Origin of the sequence: Sphaerospermopsis sp. FACHB-1094, from assembly GCF_014696195.1 — a bacterium.
GTDB classification, from domain to species: Bacteria; Cyanobacteriota; Cyanobacteriia; order Cyanobacteriales; family Nostocaceae; genus Sphaerospermopsis; species Sphaerospermopsis kisseleviana.
Window position 1 is genome coordinate 12,411 of record NZ_JACJPT010000062.1, and the last position, 17,487, is coordinate 29,897.

Annotated in this window: 17 protein-coding genes; 9 read left to right on the forward strand and 8 right to left on the reverse strand. The window is 38.2% G+C overall.

Going from position 1 to position 17,487, the window contains the following annotated elements; all coding sequences use genetic code 11:
* Positions 1-136 precede the first annotated feature (136 nt).
* A complete protein-coding gene (infB, locus tag H6F47_RS17710) occupies positions 137-3,262 on the forward strand; it encodes a translation initiation factor IF-2 (protein ID WP_137666007.1) in 3,126 nt (1,041 codons plus the stop codon).
* Between the two features lie 614 nt (positions 3,263-3,876).
* Positions 3,877-4,074 (forward strand): hypothetical protein, encoded by a 198-nt coding sequence (locus tag H6F47_RS17715; protein WP_096570288.1) that lies wholly within the window; start codon positions 3,877-3,879, stop codon positions 4,072-4,074.
* 123 nt (positions 4,075-4,197) lie between these two features.
* Here the strand turns inward: H6F47_RS17715 and H6F47_RS17720 are convergent, their stop codons facing one another.
* From H6F47_RS17720 to cysS, 6 genes are all read right to left on the reverse strand, one after another.
* Positions 4,198-5,547, reverse strand: a complete 1,350-nt coding sequence (locus tag H6F47_RS17720) for a TldD/PmbA family protein (RefSeq protein WP_190650282.1) — start codon at positions 5,545-5,547, stop codon at positions 4,198-4,200.
* A gap of 18 nt (positions 5,548-5,565) precedes the next feature.
* Positions 5,566-6,321, reverse strand: a complete 756-nt coding sequence (locus H6F47_RS17725) for a Uma2 family endonuclease (RefSeq protein ID WP_190650284.1) — start codon at positions 6,319-6,321, stop codon at positions 5,566-5,568.
* A 127-nt stretch (positions 6,322-6,448) separates the two neighbouring features.
* Complete coding sequence (locus tag H6F47_RS17730; protein WP_199291202.1) at positions 6,449-6,787, reverse strand: hypothetical protein; 339 nt, start codon at positions 6,785-6,787, stop codon at positions 6,449-6,451.
* A 163-nt stretch (positions 6,788-6,950) separates the two neighbouring features.
* Positions 6,951-7,115, reverse strand: a complete 165-nt coding sequence (locus H6F47_RS17735) for a hypothetical protein (protein ID WP_190650285.1) — start codon at positions 7,113-7,115, stop codon at positions 6,951-6,953.
* Positions 7,116-7,418: 303 nt separating this feature from the next.
* Positions 7,419-8,867, reverse strand: a complete 1,449-nt coding sequence (locus H6F47_RS17740) for a TldD/PmbA family protein (RefSeq protein WP_190650287.1) — start codon at positions 8,865-8,867, stop codon at positions 7,419-7,421.
* Between the two features lie 358 nt (positions 8,868-9,225).
* Positions 9,226-10,683 (reverse strand): cysteine--tRNA ligase, encoded by a 1,458-nt coding sequence (gene cysS, locus H6F47_RS17745; RefSeq protein WP_190650289.1) that lies wholly within the window; start codon positions 10,681-10,683, stop codon positions 9,226-9,228.
* A 227-nt stretch (positions 10,684-10,910) separates the two neighbouring features.
* Here cysS and H6F47_RS17750 point away from each other — a divergent pair, with 227 nt between their 5' ends.
* The 6 genes from H6F47_RS17750 to H6F47_RS17775 all read left to right on the forward strand — a co-directional run bounded on the left by H6F47_RS17750 (position 10,911) and on the right by H6F47_RS17775 (position 14,932).
* The gene (locus H6F47_RS17750) at positions 10,911-11,060 is read left to right on the forward strand and encodes a hypothetical protein (RefSeq protein ID WP_162501819.1); all 150 of its coding nucleotides are present in this window, start codon (positions 10,911-10,913) and stop codon (positions 11,058-11,060) included.
* Between the two features lie 122 nt (positions 11,061-11,182).
* Positions 11,183-12,298: a GTP-binding protein gene (locus H6F47_RS17755; RefSeq protein ID WP_190346514.1), complete on the forward strand. Its 1,116-nt coding sequence runs from the start codon at positions 11,183-11,185 to the stop codon at positions 12,296-12,298.
* A gap of 147 nt (positions 12,299-12,445) precedes the next feature.
* Positions 12,446-12,898 carry a D-aminoacyl-tRNA deacylase gene (gene dtd / locus H6F47_RS17760; protein ID WP_137665999.1) on the forward strand — a complete coding sequence of 151 codons (453 nt, stop codon included), beginning with the start codon at positions 12,446-12,448 and terminating at the stop codon, positions 12,896-12,898.
* Between the two features lie 108 nt (positions 12,899-13,006).
* On the forward strand, positions 13,007-13,342 hold the full coding sequence (gene psb28 / locus H6F47_RS17765) for a photosystem II reaction center protein Psb28 (RefSeq protein WP_096570300.1): 336 nt from the start codon (positions 13,007-13,009) through the stop codon (positions 13,340-13,342).
* A gap of 158 nt (positions 13,343-13,500) precedes the next feature.
* Positions 13,501-14,070: a Uma2 family endonuclease gene (locus tag H6F47_RS17770; RefSeq protein ID WP_190650290.1), complete on the forward strand. Its 570-nt coding sequence runs from the start codon at positions 13,501-13,503 to the stop codon at positions 14,068-14,070.
* Positions 14,071-14,425: 355 nt separating this feature from the next.
* On the forward strand, positions 14,426-14,932 hold the full coding sequence (locus tag H6F47_RS17775; RefSeq protein WP_190650296.1) for a molybdenum cofactor synthesis domain-containing protein: 507 nt from the start codon (positions 14,426-14,428) through the stop codon (positions 14,930-14,932).
* 79 nt (positions 14,933-15,011) lie between these two features.
* Here the strand turns inward: H6F47_RS17775 and mraY are convergent, their stop codons facing one another.
* The gene (gene mraY, locus H6F47_RS17780; RefSeq protein WP_347239095.1) at positions 15,012-16,115 is read right to left on the reverse strand and encodes a phospho-N-acetylmuramoyl-pentapeptide-transferase; all 1,104 of its coding nucleotides are present in this window, start codon (positions 16,113-16,115) and stop codon (positions 15,012-15,014) included.
* 82 nt (positions 16,116-16,197) lie between these two features.
* Positions 16,198-16,437, reverse strand: a complete 240-nt coding sequence (locus H6F47_RS17785) for a DUF3134 domain-containing protein (RefSeq protein WP_096570306.1) — start codon at positions 16,435-16,437, stop codon at positions 16,198-16,200.
* A gap of 237 nt (positions 16,438-16,674) precedes the next feature.
* Here H6F47_RS17785 and H6F47_RS17790 point away from each other — a divergent pair, with 237 nt between their 5' ends.
* Entirely contained in the window at positions 16,675-17,259 is a 585-nt protein-coding gene (locus H6F47_RS17790; protein ID WP_137665996.1) for a PAP/fibrillin family protein, read from the forward strand.
* The last annotated feature ends 228 nt before the right edge of the window (positions 17,260-17,487 follow it).

The window sequence follows — 17,487 nt, forward strand, 5'->3', positions numbered from 1 at the left end:
AACATCTCTCTTTCCTAATTATTGGAGGCACCGGCAACATCACCAAGGGCAACCTAAAAAACAGTGATCAAAGGATGGAGATGTCGCAAACCAGGCAACCATCCGTTAAAACTGTAAATTAAAGGGGAAAGAGTGGATGAACAACGGCAAAGTTAGAATCTACGAATTATCAAAGGAATTGAATTTGGATAACAAAGAGCTACTAGCAATTTGCGACCAGCTCAACATCGCGGTCAAAAGCCATAGCAGCACGATTTCAGAAACAGAGGCAGAACAAATTCGACAGGCTGCGGAAAAACTCCCAGCCACGAGTGTCACGCCCAAAAAGGAATTAGGTACAAATAGCCATAAACCAAATTCACAAAAAACTGGCTCCCGAAACCGACCTGCTGCACCCCATAAACAACAAATTTTGGAAATTCGCAAACCCAAAATCTTGAGAAACACTACCTCCAACGCCTCAGAAGCGTCAGTTGCTACCAATAGCCAAGTTGCTTCGTCTGATAGTGTACATGGCGAAGTTACAGCTAATTCTCCATCACCTCCACGGCCTTTCGCTACACCAGTCTCACCCATGAAACCGACGGCACCAACTCGACCTGTACCCCGGAATCAATCTGAGACACCACAGAAACCTGTGGCAGAAACAGATCATAAACCCAATGTCCAAGCAGCCCCAGAAAAAATAAAAGCGGAAAAACCAGAAAAACCGGCTGGTCATCGACCCAAACCGGAAAAACCCCAAAAACCGCAACTGGTTGCTCCACCAGCAAGGCCTGTGGAAGAAAAAGCTTCTGCCACAGAACAGCTATCTCCTGCGGAAAAACCAATTCTCAAACGCGATCGTCAGCAACGGCGTGAAGAAGAAAGAGAACACTCAAAACCCAGGGGCAACAAAGGAACAGCAGAGCAGACACCACAAAAACAGGGTCGCTCAACTCCATCACCTGTGAAACCAGAACACAGGGGAAGTAAATCTGCACCCACACCATCAACTGAGGTGCAACGACCCAGCAGGCCAACACGTCCTGCTGAACCTGTAGCCACCATGCCTGTAGCCACTCCACCCAAACCAATGTCTGGAGGAGGTAAAAAAGAGGCATTGGTGGATGAGCCGATCGCACCAGCTTTGCTGGATTTGAAACGGCCAACACCACCACGCCTATCTAAAGGTGGGAAGAAGTGGCAAGAAGAAGAAATAATTGACGAAATCAAAGAGAAAGCCAAGGTTGGACCTAAAGGCAAGCGAGCTAAACCCATCCTCGATGATGATTTTGAAGAAGACGACTTACTGGATGAAGAAGGTCTGGAAATTCCAGCCGCAGTCCAAGTCAGCCTGTCTATAGCTCGTCCACCCAAGCCCAAGGCTGCTCGACCTGCACAGCAACCAACATTGGTTACATCTGCACCCACGAAAAACAAAAAGCCTGGTTCCCAACGCGACCAAAATCGCCGTCAGCAGGAAGTAGAAGTTAAGCGTGAGCGTCCAGAAAAACTGGTTGTCACAGGACCAATGACAGTACAAGAGTTGGCGGATGCTTTGGTCATTGCCGATACAGAGATTGTGAAAATCCTGTTTATGAAAGGCATGGCGGTAAGTATCACCCAAAATCTGGATATTCCCACCATTACCCTAGTAGCTAAAGAACTAGAGGTAGAAGTGGAAACGGCTGAACCAGAAGCAGAAGCCCGCAAAGTCACAGAAATGATTGACATTGAGGATCTGGAGCATCTGATTCGTCGTCCTCCCGTGGTGACAATTATGGGTCACGTAGACCACGGTAAAACTACTCTACTGGACTCCATCCGCAAAACTAAAGTGGCGGCGGGTGAAGCAGGTGGTATTACCCAGCATATCGGCGCATACCATGTTGATGTAGAACATGATGGTAAGCAACAACAGATTGTCTTCCTAGATACTCCTGGTCACGAAGCTTTCACAGCAATGCGGGCTAGAGGTGCGCGGGTGACAGATATTGCGATTTTGGTTGTAGCCGCAGATGACGGTGTACGTCCGCAAACAGTGGAAGCGATTAGCCATGCTCAAGCCGCAGGTGTACCGATTGTTGTCGCTATTAACAAGATTGACAAAGAAGGCGCACAACCAGAGCGGGTTAAACAAGAACTGACCAATTATGGTTTAACCGCAGAAGACTGGGGTGGTGAGACAATTATGGTTCCTGTGAGTGCGATCAGGGGCGAAAACCTGGATACACTGCTAGAAATGGTTCTCTTGGTGGCAGAAGTTGGAGAACTTTCCGCTAACCCCAATCGTGTGGCTAAGGGAACAGTCATAGAAGCTCACTTAGATAAAGCTAAGGGTGCGGTTGCTACCTTGTTGATTCAAAACGGTACTCTCCAAGTGGGAGATATGCTAGTTGCGGGATCGGCATTTGGTAAAGTCCGGGCAATGGTAGATGATCGAGGTAAGCGTGTAGAAGCTGCTACTCCCTCCTGTGCGGTTGAGGTACTAGGCTTAAGCGATGTACCCGCAGCAGGTGATGAGTTTGAAGTGTTCGAGAATGAAAAACAAGCACGAGCGATCGCTGCTGATCGAGCCGACAAACAACGTCAATCTCGTTTGTTACAAGGAAGAGTTACCCTCACAACCCTATCGGCTCAAGCTCAAGAAGGCGAGTTGAAAGAACTCAACTTGATACTCAAAGGCGATGTCCAAGGTTCTGTAGAAGCTATTATCGGCTCTCTCAAGCAAATACCTCAAAACGAAGTACAAATTCGGATGTTGTTGGCTACTGCTGGAGAAATTACAGAAACAGATATCGACTTAGCTGCGGCAAGTAACGCTGTCATCATTGGCTTCAACACTACTTATGCTAGTGGTGCTAGACAAGCTGCCGATGAAGCAGGTGTGGATGTGCGGGAATACAACATCATCTACAAACTGCTAGAAGATATCCAAGGAGCTTTGGAAGGTCTGCTAGAACCAGAGTTAGTGGAAGAACCTTTAGGACAAACAGAAGTCCGTGCTGTCTTCCCAGTCGGTCGTGGCGCAGTTGCTGGTTGTTATGTACAATCTGGAAAACTGGTTCGTAACTGTAAAGTGCGAGTTCGTCGCGGCAGTAAGGTGATCTACGAAGGTGTTCTTGATTCCCTCAAACGGATGAAAGAAGATGTGCGCGAGGTCAACTCTGGTTATGAATGTGGTATTGGTATTGATAAGTTCCATGACTGGGCTGAAAATGATATCATCGAAGCTTACCAAATGGTAACTAAACGCCGTACCCTGACCTTAACTAAGTAGTCTTGAGTACCAACTTTTGAGTGCTGAGTAAATTGATGAGTGTTGAATGGATATAGGTTTTATTTCAACATTCACATACATAAATCTCAGCACTCATATAGCAGGTGGCAGGTGACAGGTGACAGGTGACAGGTGACAGGTGAGAGCGAAGAGATAAAAGAAAAAAATAACTATCTATCACACAGATAAAACAGCTTAAAACCCATAAGTAAGTTGGCATAAAAAAACTGAGGTATATTACAAAATGTAAAATCGCTAAAAGTCTCTTGCCTCTTGCCTTGCCACAAGGATAAATTTCAACGCCCACTTACTTAGTTAAAAATCCTTTGGTTAATTTAAAAAGCTTATTTGGCAGAATTTTACCGAAAATATCCTTAGTTTTAGTGATCAATCACACAGAATTTGTTGCTGTGTAACCGTTATCTTGAGAAAAGATTAAATAAGATTGCAAAATTTTCGGGGTAGGTATGGATCACCTCCTGCCCCATTTAAAAAATGTTAGATTTAGCTTATTTGGTTTCTTTGTTGTCGTTCTAGGCAAAACAATAATCCATTTCAAGTCTAAAATCTAAAATTGTTTGACTCTAAAATTGAAAAACGAGGAATGAGGAACTATGGCTCAAATTTCAGCTTCTATCACCGGCCAGCTTTCTCGTGATGCTCACATTTGGCAAAACCTGAAGTATGCCATTTCTGCTAGTTCCGGTTTCCAACGCTGGCAACTAGAAAGTAATGCTCAGTTAAAGGGTTTGCGCCTAGAACAGCAAGTACAACGGTATTTACGAGAAACTTTAGAAACTTTAGCTTATTAAGAAAACAACATTTTTCACAATAACCAGGTATAAAAGGAGTCAGGAGTCAGGAGTGATTGATTTTGGATTTTGGATTTTGGATTGTTTTTGTCAACTCTAATCTAAAATCTAAAATCTAAATTTTTAGTAACTATATGTGAAATCTTCCACCAGCATTCCTGGAACTAAAGTACCACCTAATTGACGACTTTCATAAGTACCGACTTCGGGAATAAATTCTTGAAAGTTGGTTAAGTCAACTAAATTTTCTGATCCCCAACAGCGATAAAGACTTTCATCAAAACGGAGGTTTTCTATAGGTGCAACTATTTCTCCATTTTCTACCCAAAAACAGGCATAACGAGTCATACCTGTAATTCTAGCAGTTTGGCGATCGCTCCAATTTAAATAATGCAAATTAGAAACATACAACCCAGTATCTAAACTGCGTAAAATATCAGCAAAAGCTAAATCACCTGTCTTTATTTCAGGAGAACGTAAAGTTTCTGAACTATTAGCACCATTGGCAGGTTTATTATATTCCTTAGCTGTGCGAGAATTAACTAAACTATTTACCAAAACACCATTTTCTATTAAAGTTAATTCCTCTGGTGATATTTCTCCTAAATTATTAAATCTGGGAACTAAACCAGATGTGAAATTTTCTTTTAAAACGAATTTAGATGAAAGTTGTTTTTCCTGACGTGATAAAGCAGCTAAAGCACTATTTCCCTGTTGGATAGAAGCTTCACTAATAGCACCCCAAGAAAGCATTCCCAATAATTCTGCTACCGCAGCAGGAGCAAAATAGGTTTTATAATTTCCTCTAGGTAGTTCTTTGGGTTGACGAGACAATAAAGCTAATTGTTTTTTCCCATCATTTATCTTATCTACATAAGCAGCTTCATCCCATGCACTACCAGCAAAAGTACCTTTTACCGCTTTTCCTGATTTGATAATTAAAGAATAATCTAAATTAAAAGAATCAGTTGCAAACCAGTGTTTTTGCCCATTAGAATCACCATAACCTCTAATAATCACTCCCCCAGCATAAATACCAGTAAAATCTAAATTAGCAACCGATTCTAAAATAGAATTAACCACATTTTCCGGTGCTAATAATTTACCTGTATGTACTTCTCTACTAACATTATTTCCTGTAGGTAAAACCAAATAGGGATCAACAGGTAATAGATGTAATTCTTCTCGTAAATCTTGTAAAGCTTGGTATGCTGTTTGCCAATCTATATCCCAGTTACCAGTAAAAGGAAATTTACAGAAACTACTGCGCTGATTTTCCATTAAAGTTAGGGTAATTGAACCATCAGCAACTAGTCCTGTTTGTCTAACTTTAGCATTATTGAAGCGAGTAAATTGACTTCTTTCGCTGTTAAGTCTGACGGTAAAATGTTCATCTGCTGATTTTTTTTCTAGCAGGGTTTCGATCAGGTGATCAAAGTTTGTTTCTAAAATTGATATATCTTCTAAGTTCATTTTCTCAAAAATCTCATTCTAAATTGTCTCAGGATCAATATTTAATTCTCTTAATTTTGCTGCTAAACGTTCTGCTCTTGCGTCTGCTTGTGCTGCTCTTTTAGATTCCTGTTTTGCTCTTGCATCTGCTTGTACTGCTTTCTTAGTTTCCTCTTCTGCTGTTTCTTCTGGTGTTGGTACTAAATCACCTTCAGGGGTAAAATACCTTAGTAAACCCTCATGCACTCCTAAATATAAACCTAATTGTTCACTCCATAAATATCCTTTTTCATTAGGTTCTAAAGGTTGATATTGACCATTAGTTAAATAGAAACCAACAAATTCTAATGTATAAGGATCAAACCAAAAATAATCAGGTGTTCTAAAAGTATTTTGATAAAGTTCTTTTTTAGTTACTTTATCACTGTTAGCTGTACTGGGTGAGAGAATTTCTATGATTACGTTGGGATATTTACCATCTTCGTCCCAGACTACCCAACTTTTACGGGTTTTCCGTTCTGTTCCTAAAACCACGAAAAAATCAGGACCTCTTGACTTTTCATTTTTTTTCTGGTGAGGACTATAATAAATAGTTAAATTTCCTGCTGTATAGAAATCTGTTCTATCTTTCCATAGCCATTCTAAACATTGTAAGAGTAAGATAATTTGTCTGAGATGCAGTTCTGTTTCCACGGGTGGTTCATCGCTATATAAATCACTGGGAGGAAATATAACATCTGGGGTGATGTCTTTTGTTTGTTCTATTGATTGTTCTAGGTCTTGTGCAATCATCATATTGATATGGCATCAAGTAGTTATTTGTTGATTGTAGCATTGATTCAAGAAGAGTTGACTTGTGTGTTTCAACAAATGAATAACATTCAAAATTTTTGGTGTAAGTTCTATAACAGAATCATTATTTCTACTGCGGAAGTGAATGATTACTTTTTAGTGCAATAGATAATTGTCGTAATTTATCACTAACTTCTAAATTAGATGTTTGAGATTTTAAATTATTTGGTATTTCCGCTAATAAAAGGGGATTTCCTTGTAACCATTCATTTAATGCTACACCAGTCCAAGTTGCTTCTTTCTCTCTAAAACTATCAACTAAATTCTGGAGTTCTTGACGATAATAAGACTCAAAACCCGCAGCGTCAAAAATTGCATAACGCAAATATTCAGCAAAAGCATTAATATCATTTTCTACTTCAAAAACTACAGCTTGTTGTGCAGGTATCAGTTCACTAACAACATCCATTGCTATTTGCGCGACAACTCCTGTTACTCCTAAGACTTGTTGGCGAATTTCTGGGTTATAAAGTAAATCTGCACCGTATTTTACATATCTTTTGAGAACACTATAAGCAAGTTCTTTACCAGTATAGTAGTTATCTACAATTTCAACATCTACTCCTAAATCTTTAATAAAATGCTGTTTCTAATTTATCTGACAGTTCTTGTATTTCCGGTTGATAACTCTCTGGTAAATGCTGTGATATTTCCGTGTGAAAGTTATTCCAGTATTGTGCGAGTAGTTTGGCTTTAAACTCGATTTCTTCAAATACCTTATATACTTGATTACTCATATATTTTTATTTTCTAGTTTTATTTTTTACCGTTTAAACATACCTTTATATCTTATACATAGTAATAACCTGTGTCAAGATTGAAACAGTTTTAAATTTTTAAACTTTTGTATATTTCCGTAAATAACAATACTGGCTTTGAAATAATATGTAGATAATTAAAGTTGTGTAAACAATGACTTGGAAAGAAATAACCAAGCTAATAACCAAAGTTTACTAAAGTAAACTATCAATTTATAAGTATTTTTAGTCATCTTTAGATGACTTTTGCTATAAGACTGGGAATTAATTCCCAGTCTGTTTCTAACCACCACCAAAAACTTCTACATTTGCAAATACACAAACCGGTGAACCATGTCCTACCCAAATAGTTTGATTTGGTTCTCCTTTTCCACAGAATGGTGTACCGTACATTTGCCAATTTGCATCATTACCAACTTGAATTAAACTATGCCAAAATTCGGGGGTTGTAGCTCTATAATTAGGATTACGCAGGGTTTTTGTAAGTTTCCCGTTTTCAATTAACTTTGCATATTCACAACCAAATTGAAATTTATGTCTTCTATCATCAATTGACCAAGAACGGTTGGATTCCATGTAAACACCATGTTCTATATCCGCTATCATTTCGGAAAAATTTGCGTTTCCTGGTTCTAAATTTGGTTCTAAATTTAAGTTAGCCATTCTATCAATGGGTGGACGATTCCAAGAAGTAGCACGCGCACAAGCTACCCCTGGCAAACCAGAACGATTTTGACTTTCTAAACTACCTAAACCTCTTTGTAAAATGCCATCTTTAATGATATATTCTCTGGTGGCTTTTGTACCAGTATCATCAAAACTATAACTGGCAAATTCACCTTCAACGGTAGGATCAAAAGTAATATTCATTAAAGGTGAACCGTATGCTAATTTACCAAAATCTTCGGGTTTCACAAAACTACCACCTGCGTAGTTTCTTTCATCTCCTAAAATGCGGTCAATTTCCAAAGGATGTCCCACACTTTCATGAATTTGTAGCATCATTTGATCAGGTGCTAAAACCAAATTAGTGCGTGTATTTTGACATTCTGCTGCTGTTAATAATTCTAATCCTTGTTCAGCAATTTGTTGGACTCGATGCCATAAATTATCTTGTTTTAATACTTCCCATCCACCTTGATAACAATTAGCGTGCATTCCGTTATTACTACGTTGTTGCACAATATTACCATCTTGGGCAATAACACCAAAATGGTTTCCTAAAGAAATGATTTTTTGATAAACTTCTGAACTGTTACTGCTAACAAACCAAGTTTCTTTTTCAGATGTGTTAATATTGGCTACGGTTTGGACAATTTTATCACTAATTTTTAAGCCGTGACAAATTCTCATTAATAAATCATTTATTTCCCCTGGACTAATAGCATCTAATGGTTCAAAAAAGGGTGAGTTATATTCACCGACGACTTTGGGACGGGTATTTTTACTAAAGGGATATATCCAAAATTCACTTGCTGCAACTGCTTGTTTATAAGCTATTTCTGCGGCATTTTGCAATGATGATAATGTTAAAGAGTTGGTAGCAGCATAACCCAAACTACCATTAACCATTACTTCTATCATTGCTCCCATTGTTAATGATTTACCGTTGCTTTGGGGTAAACCATCTCTGACAAAATGGGTTCTGGTTGTTTCTTTGACTGCACGAATACCGATCCAATCAGCAGGAATGTTAAAATTAGATATGGCGGTTGTTAGTTCTTTCCACATAGGTTAAATTGAAAATTAAAAAATTCAAAGTTAAAAATCTGTTTTTACATCATAAGTTATATATGGTGTAAAGAATAATAAACCACAGAGGACACAGAGGAAAAGAGTTTCTGAGATATTGGTTAGTTGTGAATAATTTTTCAAGAGAATGAACCACGTTCAGCGAAGCTGTTCCCGCAGGGTAGGACGCAAAGAACACGAAGGAAGAAGAGAAGAATAGGGGGAATATTAGAATGAGAAATGAGTAAGATTCAATCATCTTTTTTGTCTTTACCTCTGTGTCCTCTGCGTCTGGAGCGGTTCGTTTAAAAAATCATGTTCACAACTCAGATGACGATGCTTTGTTAATTTTTAATTTTTAATTTCTCCGTTGCCAGCGTGTACCTTCTTTGCTATCAATTAATTCAATACCTTTGGCTTTGAGTTCATCTCTGATTCTATCAGATTCGGCAAAGTTTTTGGCTTTTCTTGCTTCCTGTCTTTTTTGAATTAATTCCTCAATTTCTGCATCACTTAAACCATTAGTTTTTGTTGTTTCTGCTTCTGGTTCGGCGGTTAAACCTAAAACTTCTGCTAATGTAGTTAAGGTTTGCCATTGTTTAAATAATTCATCGGCGGGAGTTTCTGTTTTTCCTTGATGAACAATGATATTTCCTTCTTTTCTCAGTTCTTTAGCTAATTCAAAAATAACCGCTAACCCACCAGGAAAATTAAAATCATCATCCACTGCATTAGTAAATTTCTCAACTTCTGATTTATCAATGTTGGCGTTATTTAATTCCAGATTTTCCCAACCCAACTTTTCACCGTGTTGATGTCCAAAAAGCAGACCTTCCTTAATAGTATGCCAGCCGTTTGTTGCTGCTAAAATTGCTTCATCTGTGAAATCAATGGGTTTACGATATTGTGCCATTAACACAAATAATCTTAATGCCATTGGGTCAACTCCACGATCTAATAAATCGCGGATTGTGGTAAAATTGCCTAAAGATTTAGACATTTTTTCACCATCAACTTTAACCATGCCATTGTGTAACCAATAGTTAGCTAAAGGTTTACCGGTTACTGCTTCTGATTGGGCAATTTCGTTTTCATGGTGTGGGAAAATTAAGTCAGCACCACCAGCATGAATATCTATGGTATCACCCAAGCGATCGCGCACCATTGCAGAACATTCTATATGCCATCCGGGGCGGCCTTTTCCCCAAGGTGACTCCCACGCAGGTTCGGAAGGTTTTGCAGCTTTCCACAAGGCAAAATCAAAGGGATCTTTCTTTTTCTGATATTCTGGATCTTCTACGTTTACTCTTTCGCTTGCACCTGCTTGTAAATCTTCTAATTTCCGTCCTGAAAGTTTACCGTACTGATCAAACTTTCGCACCGCATAATAAACATCACCATCAGCAGGATAAGCAAAACCCTTGGTTTCTAAATCATGAATTAATCTTTGGATACCATTCATGGTATGAGTTGCACGAGGATATTCATCTGCTTCTTTTATCCCCAAACGTCCCATATCTTCAAAATATGCCTGGATATAGCGTTCTGAAACCGCTTCCATTGTTGATTTTTCTTCCCGTGCGCGGTTAAGAATTTTATCATCAATATCCGTGAAATTTTGGATATACCGCACATCATAACCAATAAATTGTAAATAGCGACGCACTACATCCCAAACAATACAAGCTCTAGCGTGACCCAAATGGCAATAATCATAAACCGTCACACCGCAATAATACATTTTTACCTTACCAGGTTCGACGGTTTTAAATTCTTCTTGATGACGGGTGAGAGTATTGTAAATAGATAGGGTCATAATATAAGGGATAAGGCAATCTAACGATTAGCAATGATAGCGTATGTAGTGAGTAACCGGATAGGTGAGACAGATTAAGTTACAGATACAGTAAAAAGCGATCGCTCTTATCATCTATGATATCTAAATATAGTTCTCTAGTTGATTTCCAGTAATATCATGTAATATAGTTGTCAGAGTTAGGTAACTTATGATTCTAGCTTTACCCAGAACTAAACAAGTAAATTTTGCAGAGTTGGCGTAATTTAACCCAAGATCAAAATGATTTAACTTTATATTTAGGTTTAGGTATAATTTCTGATATTGCAAATCTTCAAACAACAACTATTGCTATTGAGAATTGCATCAATGAAAACATCACTTTAAGCAATTTATAAATGATTCAAAAAATGATAAAATAACTAGCTAACAAACACTTCCCAAGTGACAATTAACAGCTACTCGGATTTTTGCAAATCACGCTAACATTCAAAATAGACTCAAACCCTACTTCATAAATATGACATCAGCAGTTACTTCAGAATCTCACGTAATGGAAGCAACCAAACAGGGATTACCTGTTACCATTATCACTGGTTTTCTTGGCAGTGGTAAAACTACCTTACTAAATCATATTCTTACTAATCAGCAAGGTGTAAAAACTGCTGTTTTAGTGAACGAATTTGGCGAAATTGGTATTGATAACGAATTAATTGTTTCTACAGATGATAATATGGTGGAACTTAGTAATGGTTGTATTTGTTGCACCATTAATAATGACTTAGTTGATGCTGTTTACCAAGTTGTAGAACGTGAACAAAAGCTAGATTATCTAGTAGTTGAAACTACAGGTTTAGCAGATCCTTTACCTGTAGCAATGACATTTTTAGGATCTGAATTGCGAGATTTAACCCGATTAGATTCAATTGTCACTGTAGTAGATGCGGCAAATTATAGTTTGGATTTATTCAACTCTCAAGCTGCATTTAGTCAAATTACTTATGGTGATGTAATTCTGCTCAATAAAACCGATTTAGTTGATGAAGCTGCTTTAAATTCATTAGAGAAAAAGATTAATGATATTAAGGAAGGTGCAAGAATTATCAGAACTAAAAATTCTCAAGTTCCACTTCCTTTAATTCTCAGTGTTGGGTTATTTGAATCTGATAAATATTTTGATTCAGAAACCGATGAACATGATCATCATCATCACGATCATGATCATTCTACCTGCGAACATGAACATCACGACCATGATCATTCTACCTGTGGACATGACCATCACGACCATGATCATCACCACTCTGATCACTTAGAAAATGATGGTTTTACATCCATATCTTTTCAAAGTGATCAACCTTTCTCGATTAGAAAATTTCAATATTTCTTAGATAATCAACTACCCACAAATGTCTTCCGCGCTAAGGGTATTATGTGGTTTGAAGAAAGTCCACAACGTCATATTTTCCACCTTTGCGGTAAACGCTTCACTATTGATGATGATCAATGGAAAGGTGAAAAGAAAAATCAACTGGTTTTAATTGGTCAAAATTTGGATCAAGAGACTTTACTTCAGCAATTAGAAAATTGTCTGTGTTTACCTTCAGTTAGCAAAGGTAAAGGTTTCGGGAAATAGATAATTGGTGATTGGTGATTGGTAATTGAGAAATAAGGGTACAGGGAACAATTAAAAAATTTTCACCCCATCACCCCATACCCTGACTCCTGTGAGGGTTTAGCATTGCTAAACCCCTATCTTTATCGTTAGTAAAAAATCTGAAATATGCGCGTTATTGTTCAAAGAGTTAAATCATCCCAAGTAACTATAGACGGGGAAATTGTTGGTAAAATTGGTCGAGGTTTAAATTTACTTGTGGGTATTTCTCATACTGATACTGATGGGGAAATTGATTGGATGGTGCGTAAATGTTTAGAATTACGTTTATTTCCCGATGATGAAGGTGGTGATAAATGGCAAAAATCTGTACAAGAAATTAATGGGGAATTATTAGTAATTAGTCAATTTACATTATACGGTGATTGTCGTAAAGGTCGTCGTCCTTCCTTTGACCGTTCTGCTACACCCACATTAGCAGTATATTTATATAATCGCTTTGTATCAAAATTACAGGAAAGTGGTTTAAGGGTAGAAACTGGTAAATTTGGCGCGATGATGCAAGTTGCAATTGAAAATGATGGACCAGTTACTTTAATTTTGGAAAAAGAAGCTATTTAGCGACACCCACCCAAAATGAAAAACAGATTTAATCAAGATAGCCAAATCGCTGCTATATGATGAGAGAATATTAACCTAAAGATCATAAAACTTAAACAAACATTCATCATGGCAAAAATCCAATTTTCTAGAGGCATTGACGAACCAGTAGTTCCAGAAGTAAAGTTAACAAGATCACGTAGTGGTGATAGTGGAACAGCAACATTTACTTTTGAAAATCCCCAAGCCTTCAGTGAAAATAGTACAGAAGAAATTACAGGGATGTATATGATTGACGAAGAGGGGGAAATTATCACCCGTGAAGTCAAGGGTAAATTTGTTAATGGTAGACCAGAAGCAGTAGAAGCTGTTTACCTGATGAAAAGTGTAGAAGAATGGGATCGTTTTATGCGGTTTATGAATCGGTACGCTGAAGAGAATGATTTAGGATTAAGTAAATCTTAAATTACTTAGTGGTGATTGGTGATTGGTAATTGGTGATTAGTGATTGGGTTATCAACACTCCACACTTCGCACTCCGCATCCTGCACCCCATCACCCGATTTCATTATATTGTTAAAATAGTAAATATCAGCAGTCAGCAGTTTATAGGAGTAATAATCATGACAGTTGCAACTGCTAAAAAAATGACTTTTGCAGAATTTCTAGAATTTGATGGCGGTACAGATAATTTCTATGAGTTGGAAAATGGGGAATTAATTGTTATGCCTTCTGAAAGTGAACTAAATCAAAGAATAGCAATGTTTTTACTTGCCTATTTTCTCAAATTAGGTATTCCCTATTATCGGTTAAGAATGAAAACAGAAATAGCTGTAAATAGTAAAATGGTAGGGGTGAGAGTTCCTGACTTAGTGATATTTTCCGAAGAACTAGCAGAAGAAATGAAAGAAGCTAAACGTTCCCTAGTTTTAATGGACATGACACCCCCATTATTAGTAGTTGAAATAGTCAGTCCTAACCAAGAAAATCGGGATTATCGTTACAAACGTTCAGAATATGCAGCGCGGGGTATTGCTGAATATTGGATAGTTGATCCCATGCAAAAAAAGGTAACAGTTTTCGAGTGGGTAGAAGGTTTTTATGATGAGCATATTTTTACTGATGATATGGTGATTTCTTCACCTTTATTTGCTGATATTAAGTTAACTGTGGGTGAGGTTTTACAGGGATAGAAATTGATGAAAACTTTAGCAGTAGCAGCAGTAAAACTCACCCAATAATTCAAAAAAGGCCTAAGTATTGATTTCTATATATAGATTATCAAAATATAACATTTCTTCTTCCTTTCTTCTTCCTTCCTTCTTCCTTCCTTCTTCCTTCGTGTTCTTCGTGCCTTCGTGGTTTATTAAATCAGTATTATTCCGGTAGGAAGGGAGTAAACTATAGCAAAATTAATAATACAGGACTTACGCAAAAGGGAACGAAAGTAGGGGTAATTCATGAATTACCCCTACGCAAGAATAAGGTTTTCAGTGACATCTTGCGTAAGTCCTATAATAGTAATTGCATTTTCCATATCCATATATGATCAAATCACATCCACATCCAGATAGAGAAAATATCACAGTAAAATGTGCAGTTGTTACCGTCAGCGATACCCGCAACTCAGAAACAGATAAAAGTGGAAAATTAATACAGGATTTATTATTATCTGCTCATCATTTAATTGCAGATTATCAAATAATCAAAGATGAACCAGACAAAATCCAAGCGTATATAGAAAGTATCAGTAAAAATCAGAATGTAGATGTAATTATTTTGAATGGTGGTACAGGAATAGCACCTAGAGATACTACTTATGATGCGATCGCTAATTTATTAGAAAAGACTTTACCAGGTTTTGGCGAAATATTCCGTTTTCTCAGTTATCAAGAAATCGGTTCTAGAGCGATCGCTTCTCGCGCTGTTGCTGGTATTTATAGAAATAAACTGATTTTTTCCCTACCTGGTTCTAGTAACGCTGTCCGTTTAGGAATGGAATCTTTGATATTACCAGAAATCGTGCATCTTGTCAAGCAAATGCAAACTGAATAAACAACCAATAAAAACAAGATCCCCGACTGCTCAAAAAATCGGGGATCTAGGCTGTGTTATTGATATTTTGTTAAAAATCTCAAAATTTAATGCTTGTCAAGCATATAGTAGCCAAAATTGCAGCAATGATATAAAACGCACCAACTACTTGCAATTCTGTCCAACCAGATAATTCTAAATGGTGGTGTAAAGGGGCCATTTTAAATAACCGTTTACCTTTCCCATCTGGTCCCTTGGTAGCTTTGTAATAACTGACTTGAGCCATCACAGACAGAGTTTCCACAAAGAAGATACCGCTGAGAATGAACAAGGCTACTAAACTATTAGTAAGCAGTGCTACAGCAGCCAACGCACCACCCAAAGCCAGAGAACCTGTATCACCCATAAAAACACGGGCTGGGTTGCGGTTATGGGCTAAAAAGCCTACACAACTACCACTCATAGCCGCACAGAATATCATCAAATCAGGTGAAGTGGGTGCAACCAAAGCGCCTAAAGCAAAAATGGCGATCGCCACCGTTCCCCCAGCCAACCCATCAATACCATCAGTTAAATTAGTAGCATTGCTTTCTGCAACCAACACAAAACCAGCCACAGGCCAGAAAAGTAAACCCAGAGGCAAAGATAAACCAACCCAAGGCAAGGCAATATTTGTTATACTAAAATCTCTGTTAAACATCATCCAGACACAGAAACCAGTTGCAAAAACAATCTGCAAAACCAATTTCATCTTTGGAGATATACCTTTATTTGATTTTCGATGCAAAATTTGCCAATCGTCGATCCAGCCTATTAAGCCATAGCTGAGAGTTAACACAGAAACAGCAAGTACATCCTGAGCAAAATTAGACAAAATACAAGCAACTGTTACAGCTACAGGTATGAAAAAGATCCCCCCCATAGTCGGAGTACCAGCTTTTTTCAGATGCGCTTGCGGTCCATCTTCCCTAATTATTTGTCCTGTTTTCAAAGCTTGTAGCAACGGCACAACCCAAAAACCAGCAGCACCAGCGCCTACAGCACATAGAAAAAACGGCATAGTCAGCGAATTAGCTTGCCAGAATACTCTATGTCCTAGCCCATCTAAAATCAATGCAGTTGTAGTCAGCGAGAGAGCTAACAGAGAGGCCAGCCCAATTCCAGAAATGTTTAATCCTTGGTTTGGAGATAATTTAGCGTCCACAAAAAATTTCCCTTCACTCCACACTTTTAAAAAACCGAAAACCGAAACTATTGATCAAACCCAGTCCCCACAGTCCTCAAGACTAGTCCTCATCTATACTGATATCGCCATCATCATCATAGTCAAGGTCAGCAATTCCATCTTCTCCCGCCAAAAAATCAGATATTTCTTCTTCAGGCTCCGAAAAAGTCGATTCGTTAAAGTCACGAGCGATGAGACGACCGCTAGACTGCAACCAGTCCAACATCGAAGACTTTTGCTTCAAGGGAATTACAGTAGCTCTTTGGTTCCGGGGTTGCTCATTTAGGGGAGAATTTAACATATCAACGAAGACAGAAAAAGGTACAAGTTCTGGACATTAAGAGTCTATCATTTGATACGGGATAATTTAGTTAATGATTCAACTCTTTGATTGATCTATCCGAATTAAACACAAAAATTTATTTAATAGCCCTATGCCAAACAGCAAGCTATTCTTCGACGATTACACCAGCCTATACATATAACATTTAACCCTTGTTAATCCTGATTTCATAGCTATATTTTGAGGTCAAGAGTTATGGTAACAAAAAATACGCTTTTAGATGCAATTGCTGGTACAAACCGGGGTTTACTGGCAACTGAAACCCAAAAACAGGCTATCCTAGCAGCGATCGCCAGTCTAGAAGACTTTAACCCCACACCCCGCCCAATGCAAGCCAGCCATTTACTAGAAGGTGATTGGCGATTACTTTACACCACCAGCAAGGCCTTATTAAACCTGGATCGTTTCCCTCTTTGTAAACTTGGTCAAATTTACCAATGTATTCGAGTCGAAACTAACAGTGTTTATAACATTGCTGAAATTTATGGACTACCGTCTTTGGAAGGATTAGTTAGCGTCGCTGCTAAATTTGACCCTGTTTCCGAACGTCGAGTCCAAGTCAAATTTCAACGTTCTATTTTTGGCTTACAAAGGTTAATTGCCTATAAATCACCTGCAACGTTTATCCAACAAATTGAATCAGGCAAAAAATTTACCGCTTTTGATTTTCCCATCAACAGCGACCAACAACAAGGATGGTTGGACATCACTTATCTAGACAATGATCTGCGTATTGGCAGAGGTAACGAGGGGAGTGTCTTTGTGTTAAGCAAAGCTTAAAAGGCATAGGCAATTTATTCGCAAAAAGTGTTTGCGAACGACATTATTCTATTATAGGTACTTTGTCAAGTAGGGTTTGATACTTTTTCGGGTAATTGGTAATTGGTAATTAGGTTATTCATCTTCCCCAGTCACCAGTCACCAGTCACCAGTCACCAGTCACCAGTCACCAGTCACCAGTCACCAGTCACCAGTCACCAGTCACCAGTCACCAGTCACCAGTCACCA